This window comes from Nonomuraea guangzhouensis (assembly GCF_019396345.1).
In the GTDB taxonomy this organism is placed as follows: Bacteria; Actinomycetota; Actinomycetes; order Streptosporangiales; family Streptosporangiaceae; genus Nonomuraea; species Nonomuraea guangzhouensis.
This window is the reverse complement of record NZ_JAHKRM010000001.1, coordinates 537921-557078: the sequence shown is the minus strand read 5'-3', so window position 1 is coordinate 557078 and position 19158 is coordinate 537921. Positions and strand designations below refer to the sequence as shown.

Genomic DNA, 19158 nt, shown 5'->3' with positions numbered 1-19158 from the left:
GCATCACTGCGCGGTCGACACCGTGCGGAACTCGGGCTGGCTGTTGGCCGCCGGGCTGAAGCCCTTGACCGGGGAGCGCAGTCCGTACGTGCTGGACAGTGCCGCGGGGAAGACGCCGACCGCGTCCCGCCAGATGATCTCGCACGCCTGGGCGTAGAGCGACTTGCGCTTCTCCTGGTCGGCGGTCGAGCGGGCCTGGGCGAGGATGCCGTCGAGCTCCTTGTTCGCGTAACCCATGCGGTTGGCCGTACTGGTGTAGAGGCGGCCCAGGGTGTAGTCGGCGTCGCCGGTGGTCACCGTGTTGACCTGGAGCTCGATGTCCCAGTCGAGGGCGGTCAGCCGCTTGATCCAGGCCGCCTTCTCGATCTGCTGTTGCTCCACGACGACGCCCACCTTGGCCCAGGCCGAGATGAGCGACTGCGCCAGCTCGGTGGCCAGCGGGCCGGTGTCCTTGAACCACATCATCGAGGTGCGGATGCCTCCGGAGTAGCCGGCCTCGGCCAGCTCCCGCTTGGCGAGCTCCGGGTCGTAGGCGTACGGCTGCTGACTCGCGTGGCCGAAGACCGCGGCCGGGATCGGGGCGTCCATGACCGTGGCCGCGTCGCCGTACAGGCTCGCCACGATGCCCTTGATGTCGAGCGCGTGGTAGAGCGCGCGGCGGACCCGCGCGTCCGAGAACGGCTTGCGGCCGCAGTTGAACCAGGCGAGGAAGTAGTTCACGCCCGGCTTGCTCTCGATGCGCACGCCGTCCACCCCGGCCAGCCGCTTCAGCTCGTCCGGCGGGATGATCCAGGTGACGTCCACCTCGCCGTTCTGCAGCGACGTCATCCGGGTCGAGGTCTCCGGGATGTACGGCAGGCGCAGGCCGGGCAGGGTGGCGGCGCCGCCCCAGTAGTTCTTGACCGGCTTGAGCAGCAGCTGGGACGACGGGGTGAACGACTCGACGGCGAAGGGGCCGCTGCCGATCGGCTTGCGGAAGAAGTCGGCCCGGCCCAGCTGGGCGGCGGGCAGGATGAAGGCGAGCGTCAGGTTCGTCGGCAGGGTGCCGAGGGGATCGGTGGTGGTGATCCTGATGGTGTGCGGGCCGGGTGCTTCCACGGTGTCGATCGCGGTCCACAGCGGCTTCTGCGGGCCGTCGGACTTGGCCAGCCGCTCCAGTGACGCCTTCACGTCGGCCGAGGTCAGCTTGCTGCCGTCGTGGAAGGTGACGTCGTCGCGGAGGGTGAACTCCCAGGTCTTGTCGTCGGGCTGCGTCCACGACCTGGCCAGCTTCGGGGCCAGCTCCTCCCCGGTCCGGGTGACGAGCGTGTCGTAGATCTGCCGGTTGGCCAGCAGCGACGCCTCGTCCACCGCGCTCGCGCCGTGCGGGTCCAGGTCGTTGATCGGCTGGTTGAACGCGGCGCTGAGCGGGCGGTCCTTCGCCGACCCCGATCCGGCTCCGGCGCCGCCGGGAGCGCAGCCCGCGACCAGCCCGGGAAGGGAGACGCCGGCGACCCCGGCTCCGAGGAGAGACAGGAACCTGCGCCTGTCCACCTCGTCCATTGCTGCCATGTCGGTTGCTCCCGTCAGCTCTTCAGTGCCAGGTAGATCAGGATCTTCGCTTGGGGATCGCCCCCGTCGAGGTGGGCCCGCAGCCGCAGCCAGTGGCCGAACTCCCGCACCCGCCAGCTCACCAGTCCGGCCTCGGTGACCACCTGCTCGGGGGTCTCGTCGTCGTCGCACCAGTGCAGCCCGTCGGGGGAGACCTGGGTGACCAGGCGCAGCTCGCCCTCCAGGGCCAGGGTCTTGACGAACCAGCGCGCCTCCGTCGCCCAGCCGGCCTCGTACGGTTCGGTGGCGAAGTCGGCGGTGAAAGTGGTGTTCCGTTCCAGGACCGCGGTAAGTGCATGCTTCATGCCGACGTCACCAATCCACGGAAATCAGTGCGGAATCGAGGAAGAGAAAGTTGCGGACCGGAGAATGGGTGCGCACGCTGACGTAGAAGTTCAGCAGGTTCTCCAGTCCCTCGTATTTGTCGGGATACTGGGGGACGGGTATCTGTCGCATGTCCATGACCCGGTCATTGACCTGGAGCTCGATATTCGTCCGGGTGCGCGTGTCGAACTGCCAGCGCAGGTAATGCCAATTCACCTTGGTCGGGACCTCGTTGTAGCAGAGGTATTGAGGCTCCTCGTCGAAGGCGTGCCAGTCGGCGGGATCCGGCGCGGTGAAGTCCTCGGTGGGGGACAGGTTCTCCTGGTTGTGCAGGTTGTCCCTGGGCGTCGGCTCGGGCACCACCGGGTAGACCCAGCGCCGGGTGAGCCGGTTGTCCAGGTCGGTGTTCTGGTAGCGGGCGACGCAGTGGTAGCGGATGCCGTCGCCGTCGCAGAGGTCCGTGGCCACGGTGAACGCGCCGAACTGAGCCTCCGACGGGTGCAGGTTGCCGTCCCAGGCCACCTCGCCGAAGGTGTCGCCGAGCGACGTCTCCGCGGTCGCCGCCTCCGTCTTGTAGGTGAAGTACGTCTCGAACTGAATGACGCCGCGCTGGGCCATGGTCAGCCGGCGGATCGCGACGGCGGTGTGACCGGCCACCGGCCTGGTCGCCACCTTCAGCGCGTAGTTGCCGCTCATCGCGCCGTGGGTGCCGATGTCGAAGAAATCGCACGAGCTGAGCTGCGGCGGCCGGAAGTCACGCATGTGGACGTCGACCTTGTCGAGGTTCCCGTAGCCGTCGTGATTGCCGATGAGTTCGCACCAGCCGTGTGTCCCGGTGGTGAACTCGTCGAAGGCGAGTATGCGGGGGAGAGGGTTGAACTTCGAAAGTTTCGGGTCCGCCGCGATCAACGCGCGACGCAGGTCCCCGGCCGGATCATGAATCGTCTCCACGTCCAGGACGCCCTTCCATAGACGATCTTCGCCGCCAGGATGAACGTTCACGTGAACGTTAATCCTAGGTTTCGGGAAAGGTAACTTGTCACATCAGCGGATGTCAAGGGATGTACGCGACAGAAGGGGACATCTGGTACGCCCGGTCTGTGCTGTAAGTGACTTGTAAGTCAGATGTGAGTCTTGAGGCATACGTTCGATTCGCAGCACACAGGCGGAACATCTGAACGGGAGCGCATCATGCGGCTGAGCACCAGAAGTGTCCGCATCACCTGAGCGTGAGGTGACCACATAGCCGGTGGAGACCGGAAGGCGCAGGTCCGGTCTCCACCTCATGCGCCCGTACGACCTGCTTAGCCAGACCTTTCCAGCTTATTTGAAGCATCCATCCAGATATGTCACATCTGCATACAGTACGACCCGTGGGGGCTCCGGTAACCAGAACGAACGTGTGGAGCGAGCTACGAGTGACCTCCGCTCCTCAGCTGTCCGTGTCGATCTCTCCGAACCTGACCGCTCTCGCCGTGATCGCCGACGCGCTGGCCGGTCGCCGGCGCGGCCTGCCCGAGCTGTGGCGGCGCGCGGTCCAGGCGAGGGTGAGCCCGCTGGGACGCGAGGCGGTACTTCCGCTCGCCGCTCCCGGCTACTCCGTCGTGCCCGACAGCGTCGCGCCGATCACCCCCATGGACGACATGTCCGTGTCGGCCCAGGTGAGCGCGCTGAGCGACATTCCGCCCGAGTCATTGATCAAGGACCTGGAGCAGGCGTTCGGCGACGGCGAGCTGCCGACGCACTGGAGGGCCGCCGCCGAGCGGCCCGGCCGCTGGCTGCGCGGGTACGCCACCGCGCTCAACGACGTCTGGCACACCACCGAGCCGCTCTGGCAGCGGGCGCGGCCACTGCTCGACCGGGAGATCGAGCGCGTCGGCATCGCCTCCGTCCGCGGCGGCCCCGAGCTGCTGCTGGGCTCACTGAACGACCGCATCCGGTACGGCGAGCGCGGCCTGCTGATCGCCGACATCGAAGCCAGCACGTACGAGCTGGGCAACCGGCGGATCATCCTGGTGCCGATGCTGGCGGGCAGGGACGCCGTGATCGTCAGCCTGGACCATCCCGACGCGGTGTGGATCGCCTACCCCGTGCCCGGTGCCGAGTCGCTGTGGCGCCGCCCGGTCGCGCCCGACGTGGACGCGCTCTCCGCCCTGGTCGGCCCGGTGCGCGCCGAGCTGCTCTGCCAGCTCGACCAGCCCATGACGATGAGCATGCTGTCCTCCAACGTCAAGATCGCGCCCAGCGGGATCACCTACCACTGCGACCGGCTGCACGCCGCTCGGCTGATCAGCAGGGAGCGCCGTGGCCGCGAGGTCTGGATCGCCCGCACCGACCGGGCCGAGGAACTGCTGTCGCTGTTCCGGCGCTGAGAGAGGATGCACGTGGTCGTGAAATATCACCGTGACGCGCTCGACGGGTGCGGGACGGCGGCCAAGGACGCGTCCGGTGCCTTCGCCGAGGTCGCCGGGTCGGTGTCCGGCGCGGCGATCGACCAGGCCGCCTTCGGCGGGCTCGCGAACGCCGGGGCGCTGGCCGCCGCGGTGAGCGCGCTCAAGGACGCCGCCGGGACCACCTCGCGCACGCTCGGCGACCATCTCCTGGCCGTGGAGCGGGCCTTGGACGCCGTGGAGCGGACGTTCACCGGCGCCGACGGGGCCGCGGTGCGCCGGTGACCGGGCATCGACGGGGTTGCGGTGCCTCGGTGGGCGGCGTCGATGAGGTCGCGGTGCGCCCATGAGCGGTATCGAGGACGCGCGGGGCGTCCCCGGTGGCGCCGAGCTGGCCACGCTGGCCGCGACGCTGGTGGGCGACCCGGGCGCGGCCGGCCGCGTCGCCGAGGTGTGGCGGACGGCGGCCGACACCAGCCGAGGGCAGACCGCCGCGGTCAGGACGGCCGTCGGCGACCTGGACGCCGCCTGGCAGGGGTCGAGCGCCGACGCGTTCATCACGTACATGGACCGGGCCGGAAAGATCGGCGACACCCTGCAGAGTGTGCTGTCGCAGTGCGCCACGCACCTGGCCACCGCCGCCGAGGCCCTCCGGACGGCCGAGTCCCAGGCGAACGGCATCTGCCAGAACTACGCCGCCGCCGTACGCGACTTCCAGGCCGCAAACCCGCAGGCCACACAGGACCAGATCCTGAGCGGTGTCCAGTCGCTGGCCGGTGACGCCCGCAAGCTACTGGAGGAGCAGCGGACGACCGCGAACAACGCCCTGGGCACGGCCGCCGCCGGCATCCAGGGCCTGCTGGGCGGCCTGGCCAGATCCACCGAGAACTGGCCGGAGCCGGATACGGAGCCCTTCGCCCCAGGTCCGGGGAGGGCCATGGACTGGACCCCGTCGCGGCAACAGAACGGCGCGACCCTCGCCGAGAGCGGGACGAGCGGGACGAGCGGGACGAGGGGCCAATCGCCGAGCCTGCCCGGTTTCGGTGGGTACGGGCCGAGCGGCCCGCCCCCGGCAGGCGGCGGACCGGCCCCGCAGGGCCAGGTGGCCGACTGGATCTCGCAGGCCGTCAACGTCCTCAAGGCACAGGGCTACCCGGTCGAGAAGATGAACGCGAACGACATCTGGACCATCATCCGGCACGAGTCGGGTGGCAACCCGAACGCGATCAACAACTGGGACTCCAACGCCGCCAAGGGCACACCGTCCAAGGGCCTCATGCAGACGATCGACCCCACGTTCAACCGGTGGAAGCTGCCCGGCCACGAGAACATCTACGACCCCGTCGACAACATCATCGCCGGGGTCCGCTACGCCATCGAGCGCTACGGCTCGGTCTCCAACGTGCCCGGCGTCGTCGGCACGAAGACCGGCGGAGCCTACCGAGGCTACTGAGCTGGTGCGTCGCCGGCCACCGGCTTGGCGGCGCGCGCCGGGTCCAGCACCGGCCCCTCGGGGATGAGCTGCAGCACGTTGGCGGGCACCGGGGTGGCGCGCTTGGCGTCGTAACCCAGCTTGCCCAGCACGTCCGCGTTCGGCACGGCGTAGCGGCGGCCCTCGTCCGTCACCAGGTAGTACGACTGCACCGCGTCGAGCTGGCCGTCGCCGGGCAGGACACCGGCCACGATCGCCCGGCCCGGCGGTAGCCGTACGAGATCCGTGGCGTCGCCGTGCGGCGCGGGCAGGGTGCCGCCGGACATCAGCCGGGCGCGGACCGAGCCCTTGTCCGCGTCGGCGTACACCGCGCAGAGCGGGCTCGCCGGGTCGTAGGTGGTCATCTTCGGCATCGACGCGGGCAGGCCGTCGGCCGGGATCTTGGTGCGGGAGCGCGGGGCGGCGTTGGCCGTCGCCGCGTCGATCCTGATCTCGGCGGTGGTGCCGCTGTCGTACGCCGCCGGGTCGCTCAGCAGCAGTGTCGCCTGCGTGCGGGTGATGGGGGCCAGGCCGTCGGCCGCCTGTACGTACCAGCGCGGCTCGCCGCCCGCGACGGCCGTGGCCCGGAAGACCTGGCCCACGGCGGCCTTCTCGCCGCCGGGCCCGGTGACCGGGCGGCCCCGCCCCTCGATCGCGGGCGCGGCCAGGTCCGGCCCTTCCGGCAGCGCGTTGAGCCAGGCCACGGGGACGGCCGCCGGGTCGGTGCCGCTCAGGCCGCGCGCGATCCCGGCGGGCACGCGCATCCGCGCGCCGTGCCAGATCGCCCAGGTCTGCCCGCCGACGTCCACGAGCATCGCGCTGTCCTCGGCGAGCGGCCGATCGCCTGCCTGCCGCCCGGCGATCAGCGTCACGTACGGCACCCGCCCCGTGTCGCTCTCGCGCTCCTGGACGCAGACCGACCAGGGACCGCCCGCGAGCCGCTGGGCGGACGGCAGCGAGTCGGGCGCCCCCGGGATGCCGACCGGCGTGCCGCGCTCGTACGAGCTCAGCGCCTCCCTGGCGACCACCCGCTCGGTGATCTGCGGCGAGTCGAGCACGAGCCGGGCCGAGGCGTAGTTGGCGACCGGGATCAGCCGGCGCTGCGGCTGGCTGTAGACGTAGCGGGCGCCGGTCTCGCGTTCGATGATCAGCGTCCCCGGGTCCCGTAGCGCTTTCGTGCCGCTGGGCCGGATCAGCCCCAGGACCGCGAACCCGACGCCCAGCAGCACGGCGACCATCGCGCCGGCCAGGAAGCCGATGTTCTGGCGTCGTAGCGGCCACTCGGGCTGGTTCGGCTGGGCGCGCATCAGGGCCAGGCCGATGCGCTGGACCGTGAGCCGGTACGCCTGGTAGAGGTCGCGCTGGCTGTGCACGCCTCACCTCCCCGGAATTCGCCCGGCCCAATTTATCCAGATAAAAACGACCAGAGCGCGATACTTCAACAGTTCTGTAATGGTGGTCCTCGACGCCAACCCCCGGTTACCGGCGGATGGCGTGATCATTAAATGCGTGCCCGGTTTCGCCGGGAACGTCGGGTGGTGTCGCATAGTTACCGGCGTGAAGCCGGATACGCGTTACATCACGCCCGCCGCGATCGGAGAGGTCCGGCAGGTGCTCAGAGACGACCTCATCCCGATCTTCGACGCGGTGCGCCGGATCCTCGACGAGAACGAGTCCATCGCCTTCCCCGGCTGGGGACTGCTCGGCGAGTGGACGGTCGGCGCGCTCTACTCCTCGCTGCTCGACACGCTCCAGCGGGACGCCGACACGGCCAGGAGCGTGCTGACCGGCTGGGAGGACGGGGCGCTGAAGTACGCGCAGCAGAACTGGATCGCCGCCGAGGACGCCGCGGTCCAGCGGGTCAAGCCGTGAAGGGCGGGATCCGGAAGATCGCGGGCACGGGCAAGGCGGGCTCCGGGGCGTACAAGATCCCGCCCAACCCCGCCGCGGTGCAACGGAGCCTCAGGCAGGCCGCGAAGCTGGAACCCTCCGTCCTCATCGGGCTGCTCGCCACCCTGCCCGCGGTCGCGAACGTGCCCGGCATCTGGGAGGCGGCGGCCAACCTGCAGGCGGGCGCGGGCGGCAAGCTCGACAAGCCGGCCAGCGGCGCGATCAGCCGGGTGATCGCCGACTCGGGCAAGGACTGGATCGCCAGGGACCAGGAGGCGTTCGTCTCGGCGGCGGAGCGGTTCAAGGCCGATCTGGAGACCTACCGCTACAACGTGCAGTGGGTGGCGGGGCACGTCGACAGCATCGGGGACGCCATCGCCGCGTACTGGATCACCGCGGCGAAGATCGCGCAGGAGACCTATCTGAGACTGACCGCGCTGCAGGTCATGGCACTGGCCCCGCAGTCCTCCGTGGCCGCCCGCCTCGCGATGCGGGCGGCCGGCGTGCAGTCCAGCGCGGCCTTGGCCCGCTCCACCGAGCGGCTGTCGGTCTTCCTCAAGGCGGGCGTGGGCGGCGTCGCCGCCGCGATGGGCGGCCCGGCCATCTGGCAGCTCGGGTTCATGCGGACGACCTCCACCTCTCGGGTGGACTTCGCGCGGGCCGGGATCGACACCTCGGACCCGGCGCGGGCCGCCACGTTCCGGCCGCCGCCACCGGGCAGCCCGCTGCCCGACGGCGCCCAGTACTTCGACTGGCGGGTGAAGACCCCGGACGGCGGCCGGACCCTGGACGAGGTGGCCAAGGACCGGCTCACGCCCTAGCCGACCAGCCCGCGGATCGTCTCGTACACATCCAGTACGGCCAGCGCCAGCGGCAGCAGAGCGATCATCAGCACGATGTCAAGGATGTCGGCCAGCCGCCCCCAGAACGGAGTGGGCCGCGCCGACGCGAGCCAGAGCGACACCCCGGCCACCAGCAGCGCGAGCACGACCAGCGCGGGCACCAGGCCGAACAGCACCACCTCGCGAGTCGCGCCCAGCCCCACGGCCAGGGCGAGGAGGCCGGCGCCGAGCAGGGCCGAGGTCAGCAGCCACATCCGCTGGCCGCGGCCTTCGAAGACGCGGGCGCGCAGCAGCAGCGCGGCCGAGAGCGACAGGCTCATCGCGATCGCCGTCCAGGTGCCCGCCACCGCCAGCAGCACCTGCGCGCCGAGCGCGACGAGCGACACCCCGCCGAGCAGGCCCGTGCAGAAGCCGTCCGCGACGACCGTCCGGTCGATCACCATCCGGCCGTCCAGGTCGCCGCCCTCGCGGCGCAGCTCGTCGGCGGTCGTCGGCAGGGCGGGCAGCGGCATCCCGGCCAGCCGGAACGAGACCGACGGCACCACCGTCGTCATGCCCACGGCCAGCGTGGCCAGCAGCGCGGCCATACCGGCCGCCGGCACGGCGAAGACCATGACCGCCACCGCGCCGATCAGCCCGCAGAACGCGGCGAAGGCCACGCCGAGGAACGTCGCCCGACCCTGGGCGACCGCGAACCCGGTGGCCGTGGCCAGCATCAACGTGACCCCGAACGTCGCCAGCAGATGCGGCGCCCCCAGCCCGGCCAGCCCGGTCGGCGAATCGGGTCCGAGTAGTCCGGCGACGAATCCGTACGGCAGCGCCGCGTACCCGATCGCCGCCCCCGCGCCCGCGTCGCCCAGGGCCCGCGACAACGCCACCGCGGCCAGCAGCAGCACCAGCGCGATGCCCGCCGCGACGATGGCGGCGGGCGTCCACGGCGGTCCGGTCAGCAGCAGGGCGGCGGCGCCGGCGCCCAGGGCCACCGAGGCGGCCCGCAGGCCGTAGGACCTGGTGACGGCGGGCTGCCAGCGGCTGGTGCGTTCGAGCACGCCGGTCGCGACGGCGTCGGCCACGTCGTCGAAGACGGTCTCGGGCAGCTCGTGCCCCCGGGGCCGCAGGTGCAGCAGCTCCCCGTCGTGCACGGCCAGGTCCGACAGCGTCACGTTCAGGTCGAACGGCTGCCCGCCCACGCGCTGGAGCACCCAGCCGCCGTGGGCCAGGCCGGCCTCCGCGAGCCCCTCGCCCGCGATGCGCAGCAGCGTCGGCAGCATGCTCGCCAGCGGCATGTCCGAGGGCAGGCCGAGATCGAGGGACCCCCGAGGGGTGACGATCGTGACCCGGCACAGGTCGGTTCCGGTGGCGCTCACTTGGAGGAGTTTATGGACTCGGCTCCCGACGCGCCGCCGTAAATATGTCGAGAAAATTTGAAATGTCGCTGAATGCGGGGTCTGACGGGCTTTTATGAGGGTTGTTTGGTGGCGTGTTCGGTGAGGTGCGGTGAGCGGCAACACATGGGTGGTGCGTCGGCCCGAGCGGCGCAGGCCGCCGGAGCAGCCGAGCGGTGAGGTCCTGCTGGAAGCGCCACCCGAGATCCCCGAGACGGTCACGGGCGGCGGCCTGACCCAGGTGCTGACCTACCTGCCGATGATCGCCGGGGCGGGCGCCATGGCGCTCATGTTCACCGGCGGCGGCACGGGCAACCCGATCATGATGGTGTCGAGCGGCCTGTTCGCCGTCTCGATGGTGGGCATGACGATGGGTCAGCTGCTCAGGACCACCGGCGAGCGCAAGAGCCGCGTCAACGGCCAGCGCCGCGACTACTACCGCTACCTGGAGCAGGTGCGCCGGCGCGTCCGCCGGGCCGCCGAACAGCAGCGCAAGGCGATGACCTGGAACCATCCCGACCCCGTCACGCTGTGGTCGCTGGTCATGACCTCGCGGCTGTGGGAGCGGCGGCCCCGCGACGACGACTTCGGCCAGGTGCGGATCGCCACCTCCGCGCAGCGCCTCGCGCTGCCGCTGATCCCGCCGGAGAGCCGGCCGATCGAGGACCTCGACCCGATGTCCGCCGGCGCGCTGCGCCGTTTCGTGCGTACCCACGCCACGGTCCCCGGCCTGCCGGTCGCGCTGGCGCTGCACTCCTTCGCCCGGATCACCCTCGCGGGCGACCCCGAGGCCGCCCGCGGCCTGGTCCGCGCCGCGCTGGCCCAGGCGGTGGCCCTGCACTCGCCCGAGGACCTGCGGGTCTCGGTGTGCACCGGGGCCGAACGGGCGGCCGAGTGGGAGTGGGTCAAGTGGCTGCCGCACGCCTTCCATCCCCAGGAGGAGGACGGGGCGGGCCCGGTCCGGCTGGTCACCAGGGATCTCGCGGAGCTCGACGACCTGCTCGGGTTCGAGCTGAAGGACCGGCCCAGGTTCAGCCGGGGGCTCTCGCAGGACGCGCTGCCGTACCACGTGGTGATCCTGGACGGCGGCCGGGTGCCGCCGGGCAGCCAGCTCGGGACCGACGCCATCGAGGGCGTGACCGTGATCGACCTCAGCGGGTCGGCGGGACAGGCGCCCGCGCAGCTCTCGCTGTACCTCGACGTCACCGCCGACGAAGTGGTCCGGGTCGCCGAGGACGACATGGGCAAGCAGGTCAGGACCGCGCTCGGGCGGCCCGACGTACTCGGCCTGCCCGCGTTCGCCTCGCTGGCCAGGCAGCTCGCGCCGCTGCGGGCCGGTGTGGCGGGCGGGGTGGAGGAGGAGCGCGACGCGCTCTCCACCAACACCACGCTCACCGACCTGCTCCGCATCGGTGACGCCCGCCGGATCTCGGCCGCCGTGACCTGGCAGCCGCGGCCGGTCAGGAACCGGCTGCGGGTGCCGCTCGGCCTGGGCGCCGACGGTCGCCCGGTCGAGCTGGACATCAAGGAGGCGGCGCAGGGCGGCATGGGCCCGCACGGGCTCGTGGTCGGCGCCACCGGCTCCGGCAAGAGCGAGCTGCTGCGTACGCTCGTGCTCGCGCTGGCGATCACCCACTCCTCCGAGGTGCTGAACTTCGTCCTGGTCGACTTCAAGGGCGGCGCGACGTTCCTGGGCCTGGACACGCTCCCGCACGTGTCGGCGGTCATCACCAACCTGGAGGACGAGCTTCCGCTGGTCGACCGCATGCACGACGCCCTGCACGGCGAGATGGTCCGCCGCCAGGAGCTGCTGCGCTCGGCCGGCAACTACGGCTCGCTGCGCGACTACGAGCAGGCCCGCGAGCAGGGCGCCGCGCTGGCGCCGATGCCGACGCTGTTCATCGTGCTGGACGAGTTCAGCGAGCTGCTGTCGGCCAAGCCGGAGTTCATCGAGCTGTTCGTGATGATCGGGCGGCTCGGGCGCTCGCTGGGCGTGCACCTGCTGCTCGCGTCCCAGCGGCTGGAGTCGGGACGGCTGCGTGGGCTGGACACGCACCTGTCGTACCGGATCGGGCTGCGGACGTTCTCGGCGGCGGAGAGCCGGGCGGTGCTGGGCGTCGCCGACGCCTACGCGCTGCCGCCCGAACCCGGCAACGCCTACCTGATGTTCGAGACGACCGGGATGACCAGGTTCAAGGCGGCCTACGTGTCCGGCCCCTACCAGCCGGCGCAGCGGGAGAGCCGGGCGGTCGCCGCCCGTCCCGGCCACCAGGGCAAGATCGTCTGGTACGGCACCGAGCGGGTGCCGCTGCCGCCGCCGCCCGAGGTCGAGCCCGAGCCCGTCGCCGAGGACCGGGAGCAGCAGGACAGCCTGCTCAACATCGTGGTGGACCGCCTGAACGGGCAGGGACCCGCCGCGCACCGGATCTGGCTGCCCCCGCTCAAGGAGCCGGCCTCGCTCGACCGGCTGCTGCCGCCCGTCCTGGCGACCCCGTCGCACGGACTCACCGCCGCAGGCACCGACCAGGACCGCCCCGGCCGGTTGCACGCCGTGGTGGGCATCGTGGACAGCCCCTTCGACCAGCGGCGCGACCCGTACTGGCTGGATCTGTCGGGCGCGGCGGGCAACGCCGCGATCATCGGGTCGCCGCAGACGGGCAAGAGCACGCTGCTGCGCACGCTGATCGCCTCGCTCGCGATCACCCACACGCCCAAGGAAGTGCAGTTCTACTGCCTGGACTTCGGCGGCGGCACACTGTCGGCGCTGGCCGGGCTGCCGCACGTCGGCGGCGTGGCGACCAGGCTGGACGCCGATCGGGTGCGGCGGACGGTGGCGGAGGTGACGGCCCTGCTGGCGCGCAGGGAGCGGCTGTTCGTGGAGCGGGGCATCGACTCGGTCGCCACCTACCGCCGTCTGGTGGCCTCCGGCGAGTACGAGGGCGACGGCTGGGGTGACGTCTTCGTCGTCGTGGACGGCTGGGCCACGATGCGCCAGGAGTTCGAGTCGCTGGAGGCGCCGCTGAGCGAGCTGGTCTCCCGGGGGCTCGGCTTCGGCATTCACGTCGTCGGCACGGCCAACAAGTGGTCGGAGTTCCGGTCCAACGTGCGCGACATGTTCTCCACCCGGCTGGAGCTCAGACTGGGCGACTCCTTCGAGTCGGAGATCGACAGGAAGGCCGCCGCCAACGTGCCCGAGGGCGCGCCCGGTCGCGGCCTCACCCGCGAGGCCCTGCACTTCCTCGCCGCGCTGCCCCGCGTGGACGGCAAGACCACGGTGGACGACCTGGCCGAAGGGGTCGCCGCGCTGGTGGCGGACGCGGCGAACGCCTGGCGGCAGCCTCCGGCGCCGCCCGTGCGGCTGCTGCCGGACCTGTTCCCCGTGCACACGCTGCCCGGACCGGACCAGAGCGGGCCGCGCATCCCGATCGGCATCGACGAGGCAGCCCTGGCGCCCGTGTCACTCGACTTCGACGCCGACGCGCACTTCGTCGTCTTCGGCGACACCGAGAGCGGCAAGACGAACCTGCTGCGCGTCGTCGCCGAGGGCATCGTCGACCGGTTCACGCCGCTGGAGGCGCGGATCGTCATCATCGACTACCGGCGCTCGCTGCTCGACACGGCCGACAACGAGCACCGCATCGGCTACGCCGCCTCCAGCACCGCCGCGGCCACCGTGCTCAAGGGCATCTACGAGGTCATGCAGACCCGGCTGCCGCCGCCCGACCTCACCTCCGAGCAGTTGCGTACCAGGAGCTGGTGGACCGGCCAGGACCTGTACGTGATCGTGGACGACTACGACCTGGTGGCCACGTCCGCCAATCCGCTGGCCGTACTCGGGGACCTGCTGCCGCAGGCCCGCGACATCGGGCTGCACCTGATCCTGGGGCGGGCGATGGGCGGCGCGGGGCGCGGCCTGCTCGACCCGGTGGTTCGGCGGCTGAAGGAGATGAACACCCCCGCCGTGCTGCTGTCGGGGCCGCGGGAGGAGGGGGCGCTGTTCGGCAACGTGCGTCCGCAGCAGTTGCCGCCCGGGCGGGGGGTCTTCGTGGACCGGCGCTCGGGCGCGCGGCTCATCCAGACGGCCTACCTGGCCCCGCCGGAAGCGGGTTAGGCGTCGTCAACGCGGCGCTGGATGCGGGCGAGCTCGGCCATCGCGTTCTCCATGGCCCTGTCGTACGTGTCCTGCGCGTTCCGCAGGCGCAGGTCGGCCGGGTTGTCGTGCTGGGTGAGGTCCAGCGGGGCCTCGCCCCACGTCTCGGCCATGAGCGCGTTCGACTTCTCCTGCAGGTCGGCCAGCGATCTGGCGATCAGCTCCAGGATCGTGGTGGCGAGCTTGTCCGAGCCCCAGCGGAGCGCGCGCGGGTTGATGTCCAGCCCGGTGACGCCTTGGGCGGAGCACTCGACCGTCACCAGCTTCTCCGCGTCCTGGGCGAACCCCTGCACGGCCAGGACCTGCTGGTAGAGCTCATCGAACCCGTCCAGCGGGCGCTGGGTGCCGGCGATCATGCGGTCGATGGCCGCTTCGTCGAAAGCCCGCGTCATCCTGCCTCCTTCGTCTGCTGATTGCCCTGCGGGAGGGCCGATCCGCTGAGGTCGCCGGCCACGGCCGAGTTGCCGGTCATCCCGCCACCGACGGCGGTCGCCCCGCCGAAGAGCAGCTTCTTGGCGGGCGACACCTTGGCGAACCGGCCGGCGATCTTGCCGACCACACCCTCCGTACCTCTGAGGAACGTCTGCAGCCTGATGGCGCCCTGCCCGGCCTGCTGATCGGCCCGGCGGCCGAACATCGTCGCCGCCACCTCCGCCGCCGGCCGGAAGTAGGGATTGACCCGCCCGAGCTGGTAGATCGTCCCCGCCAGGAGAATGGCGGCGCCCACGTCGAGCATCAGGTCGCCGGCGAAGTCGAGAACATCGGCGGACGTCCGCATGGAGTCCGCCGTGGACTGCGGCAGACCGGCCTTGTCGGCCACCTCGTTGGCGTGGGTGTCGACCGTCTGGTGGAACAGCTCGGCGCTCGTCTCCGTCCAGCGCACATCCTTGACGGACTCCTGCACCTGCTGGGGATGCTCGCGTAGCCCCGCCGACAGTTCCTCCCACTGCTGCGCGGCCCGCCGCAGCTCCGGCGTGTCGGCGACGGTGAGAGCGATGATCAGTCCGGCGTACTTCGCGCGGCCGCCGCCCAGGAGCGCCGCGCCCAGCTGGGCCATGCCCGCGCCCGCGATCACGGATTCCGGTTGTGTCGGCATGTGTCCTCGCTCTCAGCCGGCCATGACGCCGGAGGCCGCGCCGTCGCCCTGAACGGCGGTGTTGGCCGTGTCGAACGCCTTCGACTCCATCTCGGCCAGCTCGTGCCTGGTCGCCGCGACGTACTGGTGGGCGGCCAGCTTGACCTGGTCGAGCGCGTCCTCCAGCGACGAGCCGAAGAAGCCGAACAGGCCGTAGTGGCGGGCGTGCACGTTGAGTCCCGCGACCACGCGGGTCATGTCATTGAGGTGCTCCATGGGCTGCTTGCCGAGGTTGCGGCCCATCTCGCGGACGGAGTCGGCGTCCATCCGCATGCGCTTGAGGTCGTTCTCGGAGGTCATGGTCAGTCCACCACCGGGCGGCCGGGGTCGTACGCGGGACGGAACAGGCCCGAGTCGTCGGGGGGCGGCGCGACCGTCCGGTGCGCGGCGGCCGGCGCACCCTCGTATCCGGTCGGGCCGCCGCCCATGGGCATGAACGGCATGCCACCGGTGCCGGCGGCCGCCCCTGTGGGGCCGCCGGACAATGCCGTCCTGGTGACAGGCCAGGTCCCGTCGACGACCGGCACGACACCGGGCCGTACGGACGGGCCCGTCTCGTGGGGCACGCTGCCGAGCGGGGTGCGGGCCTGATCGGAGGCGGGCCTGGCGGGACCCTCATCCAGGACGGAGCGTGTGGGGTCGGACGGCCTGCCGTCAGCCGACGTGCGGCCGGACGGCTTCGGGTCGGTCGGCGTGCCGTCGGACTGGCGGATGCCGGTGCCGGTCGGGGATCGTCGCGGCTCAGCCGTGATCGGCCGGCGTCCGGTCGGCGTGGGGCCGGTTGTCGGCGGGTAGCCGGTGAGCTGGGCCACGGACGGCGTGCCGCCGGTGGACGTGATCAGCCCGGGGACCTGGCCCGGCGTCGTCCCAAGGGTCAGGGGAGCGGCAGTGCCGGGGATCGACGCGGCGAGCGGTGCCGCCGGGGTGAACGTGTTAGCGGGCGGCGTCACCGAGATCGGTGACGCCGCCCGGTCCACACTGGCCAGCCCCGTGACCGGGCGCGTGGACTCCTGATCGGGGAACTCGATCCCGCCACCCACCGGCGTGCTGTCACGCACGACCGGCGTCGGCGGATACGGCGCGCCGGCGGCCAGGTCGGGGTCCCACGGCAGCCGCGCGGGAAGCGTCCCGTGCGCGTCCGCCAAGCGGCCGTTCAGTTCCGCGAGGAAGCGCTGGGCGTCGGCGTCTGGATCGTTCCCCAGCTCCCGGGAGATGTACGACCCGGTGTCCACCGTGTAGTACTGCTCCTGGGTGGCCTGCTCGAACTTCTCCTTCGCCGTGGCCAGTTCGCGACCGGCCTGCTGAACGGATGGCGGGATGTCGCCGATCTGGCTCCGCAGCGTGCCGAGATACGACTGCACCCGCGCCATCCGTCCGAGCATGGCCCGCGCCGACTCGCCGCCCCAGTTTCCATCGGCGACGAGGCGTGAGGCATAGGTGGCCAATTCCTTGATCGTCTGGTCCAGCAGCGCGCCCGTGGACTGGTAGGCGTCGGCGACGCCGCCGAACTCCTCCGGCCTGGTGCTCATGATCAGCCGCCGGATCGAGTCACGCCCGCCGTAGCTCTCAGGCGCGCCCGCCGGCAGCGCGCCCTGCTTGATCGGCTTCGGTTCTCCCACGCGCCCCTCTATCCGGAAGATCTGGTACGGCGAGCGGCCTCGCCCGCTCGCTGGTCGCCGTCCCTGGCGGTGTCGGCGGTGCCGACCAGATCGTCGACGACCCTTCTGACCAGTTCGGTGACGAGCTCCATCGTGTCCACCGTGGCCATGCGCGCCCGTTGCATGGTCTCGGCGTACCCCCGTGCCACGTCCCAGTCGCCCACGGCCGTGAGCGACAGGTCGGGCACCGCGTGCCCGGCCGATTCGAGCCGGGGCAGCAGGTCCCTCGACATGGCCCCCGCGACGTCGAGCAGCGCGTCCGGCTGGCACATCGCCTGGTCACCGGCCGCCGCCGGGTCGATGACCAGCTCGGGAGGTATCCCGTTCTCGGGTTCGGTCATCGTTCCGCTCAGGTGCCCCAGCGCCGGACGTTGGCCTGCTCGGCGTCGCGCATGATCTCGGTCGCGTCGTGCAGAGCGGGCCCGAAGCGCTGCATGGTGTCACCCATGGACACGACGGCATCGTTCCACTCGCGCTTGGCCTCCAGGTAGACGCCCTTCGCGGAGCCGTCCCAGGTCTCCAGGATCTTCAGGTCGTTCTCCAGGTCGGTCAGCTCGCCGACGAGGTTGGCGTACGCGCGGCCCAGCTCGGCCGCGATCTCCTCCATCTCGTCGAAATTGGCGAGGATGATGTCGCCGCCACCTGTCATGGAGACCCTCCTAAGGTCAGAGCTTGCCGCCGTTGAGCGCGGCCATGAGGTTCTGGGTGACGGCCTGCGCGGAGGTGCTGGCCTCGTCGTACTCGATCCCGGAGCCCTTGAGGTTCTCGGCGATCAGGTGGAGGGCGTCTATGACCTTCTTGAACTGCGGGTTCCACTCGTTGAGAACCTGCGCGTAGACGGACGCCGACTCGCCCTTCCACGCGCTGCCGAGCTGGTCGGGGATCTGGAGCAGCCTGTTGTGGATCTGCGTGATGTGCTCGTGCGCGATCAGCGCGCGCGCGGCCGCGTCGTGCTGACTGCCCTGCTGATAGGTGGTCGGCTGCGCCACGGTTCACCTCCCGGAATCGAACATGGGACAACGCGAGCACCCTAAGCGGGCGCACCGGATGAACGGCTGTGACTTCAACATTCCTCGAAATATTGGATCACCCGGCCCGCCAGCCCCGGCGCCTCGCCCGGGGCAGCATGATCGCCGCGAACACCACCAGCCCGGTCACCGCCACCGTGCCTGCCGCGATGCCGACGGCCAGCCCGCGCGTGCGCGGATCGGGGACGGCGGCCTTGGCCACGACGACCGGCGCGGCGCCGCCCGCCTTCTCCTCGGTGCCCGGCAGTACGGCGGTCACCGCGAGCAGCGGGTTGACCATGCCCGCGCCGGTCCCGGTGGCGCCGCCGCCCTCGGCCGTGGCCTCCACGCGGCGTTTGACCTGCCAGAGATCGAGCTCCGGATGCCGGGCTCTGACCAGGGCCACCACCCCTGAGACGTACGGGGCGGCGAAGCTGGTGCCGTCGAGATCGGTCCGGTAGCCGCCGCCCGTCCACGTGCTGGTGATCGCCGATCCGGGTGCGGTGACGGAGACCCTGGTGGTGCCGTTGGAGAACGCCGATTTCGTGCCGTCGGGGGAGGCCGCGCCGACCGCGATCACGCCGGGGTAGTTCGCCGGGTAGGAGGGCGTCACCTCGCCGTCCTCCCGCTTCACGTTGCCCGCCGCCGCGACGATGACCGCGTCCCTGCTCTGCGCGTAGGCGACGGCCGACTTGAGCTCCGGCTGGTCGTGCGCCTCCACGGACACGTTGATGACCTTCGCGCCCAGTTCGGCGGCCCGTCTGATGCCCCGGGCCAGTAGCGACACCGCGCCGTCGTTCGTCGCGGTCTGCTTGATCGACAGGATCCGGGCGCCCGGTGCGACGCCGAGGAACGGTACGCCACGCGAGGTGAGGTCGCGGCCGGCGATGATGCCCGCCACCGCCGTACCGTGGCCCACGCAGTCCCGCTGGTCCGTGCCGGTCAGGTCCTCGGAGACGGTGACCACCCCGGCGAGCTGCGGGTGCCGGGTGTCCACGCCGCTGTCGACGACCGCGACGGTGACGCCCTCGCCCCGGGTCAGCCGCCACACCCGCTGGAAGCGCAGCCGATCCTGTGGCCAGGGCTTGCCGCTGACGTCCTGGACTCCGGCCTCGGGATTACACGGCGGGGCCTTGGTGTCCGCCCGCGCGGCGCTGACGGGCGTGACGGCCAGCACCAAGGCGAGGGCAGCGGAAATAGCCATGTAAGGGGATTTTGCCGGTCTTGGGCGGCACGCCGGATTCCGTTCCAAATTCTTTGAAGTGAAGCCCCGGCACGGTCAGCGCGGGATACAGAGGACATGCAGACCGACACGC

Annotated in this window: 19 protein-coding genes; 6 read left to right on the top strand and 13 right to left on the bottom strand. The window is 71.3% G+C overall.

The window, feature by feature from the left end; translation table 11 throughout:
• Positions 1-3: 3 nt before the first annotated feature.
• From KME78_RS02570 to KME78_RS02560, 3 genes are read right to left on the bottom strand one after another with little or no spacing between them, the layout of a single operon-like run.
• Positions 4-1551: an ABC transporter substrate-binding protein gene (locus KME78_RS02570; RefSeq protein WP_219527063.1), complete on the bottom strand. Its 1548-nt coding sequence runs from the start codon at positions 1549-1551 to the stop codon at positions 4-6.
• A 14-nt stretch (positions 1552-1565) separates the two neighbouring features.
• Entirely contained in the window at positions 1566-1895 is a 330-nt protein-coding gene (locus KME78_RS02565) for a hypothetical protein (RefSeq protein WP_219527062.1), read from the bottom strand.
• Positions 1896-1902: 7 nt separating this feature from the next.
• Entirely contained in the window at positions 1903-2916 is a 1014-nt protein-coding gene (locus KME78_RS02560; protein WP_219527061.1) for a DUF6772 family protein, read from the bottom strand.
• Between the two features lie 371 nt (positions 2917-3287).
• Here KME78_RS02560 and KME78_RS02555 point away from each other — a divergent pair, with 371 nt between their 5' ends.
• From KME78_RS02555 to KME78_RS02545, 3 genes are all read left to right on the top strand, one after another.
• On the top strand, positions 3288-4286 hold the full coding sequence (locus KME78_RS02555) for an ArsR/SmtB family transcription factor (protein WP_219527060.1): 999 nt from the start codon (positions 3288-3290) through the stop codon (positions 4284-4286).
• Between the two features lie 18 nt (positions 4287-4304).
• On the top strand, positions 4305-4589 hold the full coding sequence (locus KME78_RS02550; protein ID WP_219527059.1) for a hypothetical protein: 285 nt from the start codon (positions 4305-4307) through the stop codon (positions 4587-4589).
• A 61-nt stretch (positions 4590-4650) separates the two neighbouring features.
• Positions 4651-5757, top strand: coding sequence for a transglycosylase SLT domain-containing protein (locus KME78_RS02545; protein WP_219527057.1), 1107 nt, complete (start codon positions 4651-4653; stop codon positions 5755-5757).
• On the opposite strand, the gene eccB is transcribed toward KME78_RS02545, so the two are convergent.
• Positions 5751-7148: a type VII secretion protein EccB gene (gene eccB / locus KME78_RS02540; RefSeq protein ID WP_219527056.1), complete on the bottom strand. Its 1398-nt coding sequence runs from the start codon at positions 7146-7148 to the stop codon at positions 5751-5753. The genes KME78_RS02545 and eccB overlap by 7 nt on opposite strands.
• Positions 7149-7332: 184 nt before the next feature.
• Between eccB and KME78_RS02535 the strand changes: the two genes are divergently transcribed.
• Together KME78_RS02535 and KME78_RS02530 are read left to right on the top strand one after the other, a co-directional pair.
• On the top strand, positions 7333-7647 hold the full coding sequence (locus KME78_RS02535) for a hypothetical protein (RefSeq protein ID WP_219527055.1): 315 nt from the start codon (positions 7333-7335) through the stop codon (positions 7645-7647).
• Positions 7644-8486 carry a hypothetical protein gene (locus tag KME78_RS02530; RefSeq protein WP_219527054.1) on the top strand — a complete coding sequence of 281 codons (843 nt, stop codon included), beginning with the start codon at positions 7644-7646 and terminating at the stop codon, positions 8484-8486. Before KME78_RS02535 ends, KME78_RS02530 begins: the two co-directional genes overlap by 4 nt.
• Here the strand turns inward: KME78_RS02530 and eccD are convergent.
• On the bottom strand, positions 8483-9874 hold the full coding sequence (gene eccD / locus KME78_RS02525; RefSeq protein WP_219527053.1) for a type VII secretion integral membrane protein EccD: 1392 nt from the start codon (positions 9872-9874) through the stop codon (positions 8483-8485). The two genes, KME78_RS02530 and eccD, sit on opposite strands and share 4 nt — an antisense overlap.
• 130 nt (positions 9875-10004) lie before the next feature.
• On the opposite strand from eccD, the gene eccCa reads away from it, so the two are divergent.
• A complete protein-coding gene (gene eccCa / locus KME78_RS02520; RefSeq protein WP_219527052.1) occupies positions 10005-14003 on the top strand; it encodes a type VII secretion protein EccCa in 3999 nt (1332 codons plus the stop codon).
• On the opposite strand, the gene KME78_RS02515 is transcribed toward eccCa, so the two are convergent.
• The 8 genes from KME78_RS02515 to mycP all read right to left on the bottom strand — a co-directional run bounded on the left by KME78_RS02515 (position 14000) and on the right by mycP (position 19046).
• Positions 14000-14434: a hypothetical protein gene (locus tag KME78_RS02515; RefSeq protein WP_219527051.1), complete on the bottom strand. Its 435-nt coding sequence runs from the start codon at positions 14432-14434 to the stop codon at positions 14000-14002. The genes eccCa and KME78_RS02515 overlap by 4 nt on opposite strands.
• A complete protein-coding gene (locus KME78_RS02510) occupies positions 14431-15138 on the bottom strand; it encodes a hypothetical protein (RefSeq protein WP_219527050.1) in 708 nt (235 codons plus the stop codon). Before KME78_RS02510 ends, KME78_RS02515 begins: the two co-directional genes overlap by 4 nt.
• Before the next feature lie 12 nt (positions 15139-15150).
• Positions 15151-15477, bottom strand: coding sequence for a hypothetical protein (locus KME78_RS02505; protein WP_219527049.1), 327 nt, complete (start codon positions 15475-15477; stop codon positions 15151-15153).
• A 2-nt stretch (positions 15478-15479) separates the two neighbouring features.
• Positions 15480-16796 carry a WXG100 family type VII secretion target gene (locus tag KME78_RS02500; RefSeq protein WP_219527048.1) on the bottom strand — a complete coding sequence of 439 codons (1317 nt, stop codon included), beginning with the start codon at positions 16794-16796 and terminating at the stop codon, positions 15480-15482.
• An 8-nt stretch (positions 16797-16804) separates the two neighbouring features.
• Positions 16805-17176: a hypothetical protein gene (locus KME78_RS02495; RefSeq protein ID WP_219527047.1), complete on the bottom strand. Its 372-nt coding sequence runs from the start codon at positions 17174-17176 to the stop codon at positions 16805-16807.
• 8 nt (positions 17177-17184) lie between these two features.
• Positions 17185-17484: a WXG100 family type VII secretion target gene (locus KME78_RS02490; protein WP_219527046.1), complete on the bottom strand. Its 300-nt coding sequence runs from the start codon at positions 17482-17484 to the stop codon at positions 17185-17187.
• A 16-nt stretch (positions 17485-17500) separates the two neighbouring features.
• Positions 17501-17824: a WXG100 family type VII secretion target gene (locus KME78_RS02485; protein ID WP_219527045.1), complete on the bottom strand. Its 324-nt coding sequence runs from the start codon at positions 17822-17824 to the stop codon at positions 17501-17503.
• A gap of 97 nt (positions 17825-17921) precedes the next feature.
• On the bottom strand, positions 17922-19046 hold the full coding sequence (gene mycP / locus KME78_RS02480) for a type VII secretion-associated serine protease mycosin (RefSeq protein ID WP_219527044.1): 1125 nt from the start codon (positions 19044-19046) through the stop codon (positions 17922-17924).
• Positions 19047-19158 lie beyond the last annotated feature (112 nt).

Coding starts and splice junctions, on each gene's coding strand:
- KME78_RS02570 (WP_219527063.1), bottom strand. CDS start 1,551: ATGGCAGCAATGGACGAGGTGGACAGGCGCAGGTTCCTGTCTCTCCTC.
- KME78_RS02565 (WP_219527062.1), bottom strand. CDS start 1,895: ATGAAGCATGCACTTACCGCGGTCCTGGAACGGAACACCACTTTCACC.
- KME78_RS02545 (WP_219527057.1), top strand. CDS start 4,651: ATGAGCGGTATCGAGGACGCGCGGGGCGTCCCCGGTGGCGCCGAGCTG.
- KME78_RS02515 (WP_219527051.1), bottom strand. CDS start 14,434: ATGACGCGGGCTTTCGACGAAGCGGCCATCGACCGCATGATCGCCGGC.
- KME78_RS02510 (WP_219527050.1), bottom strand. CDS start 15,138: ATGCCGACACAACCGGAATCCGTGATCGCGGGCGCGGGCATGGCCCAG.
- KME78_RS02505 (WP_219527049.1), bottom strand. CDS start 15,477: ATGACCTCCGAGAACGACCTCAAGCGCATGCGGATGGACGCCGACTCC.
- KME78_RS02495 (WP_219527047.1), bottom strand. CDS start 17,176: ATGACCGAACCCGAGAACGGGATACCTCCCGAGCTGGTCATCGACCCG.
- KME78_RS02490 (WP_219527046.1), bottom strand. CDS start 17,484: ATGACAGGTGGCGGCGACATCATCCTCGCCAATTTCGACGAGATGGAG.
- mycP (WP_219527044.1), bottom strand. CDS start 19,046: ATGGCTATTTCCGCTGCCCTCGCCTTGGTGCTGGCCGTCACGCCCGTC.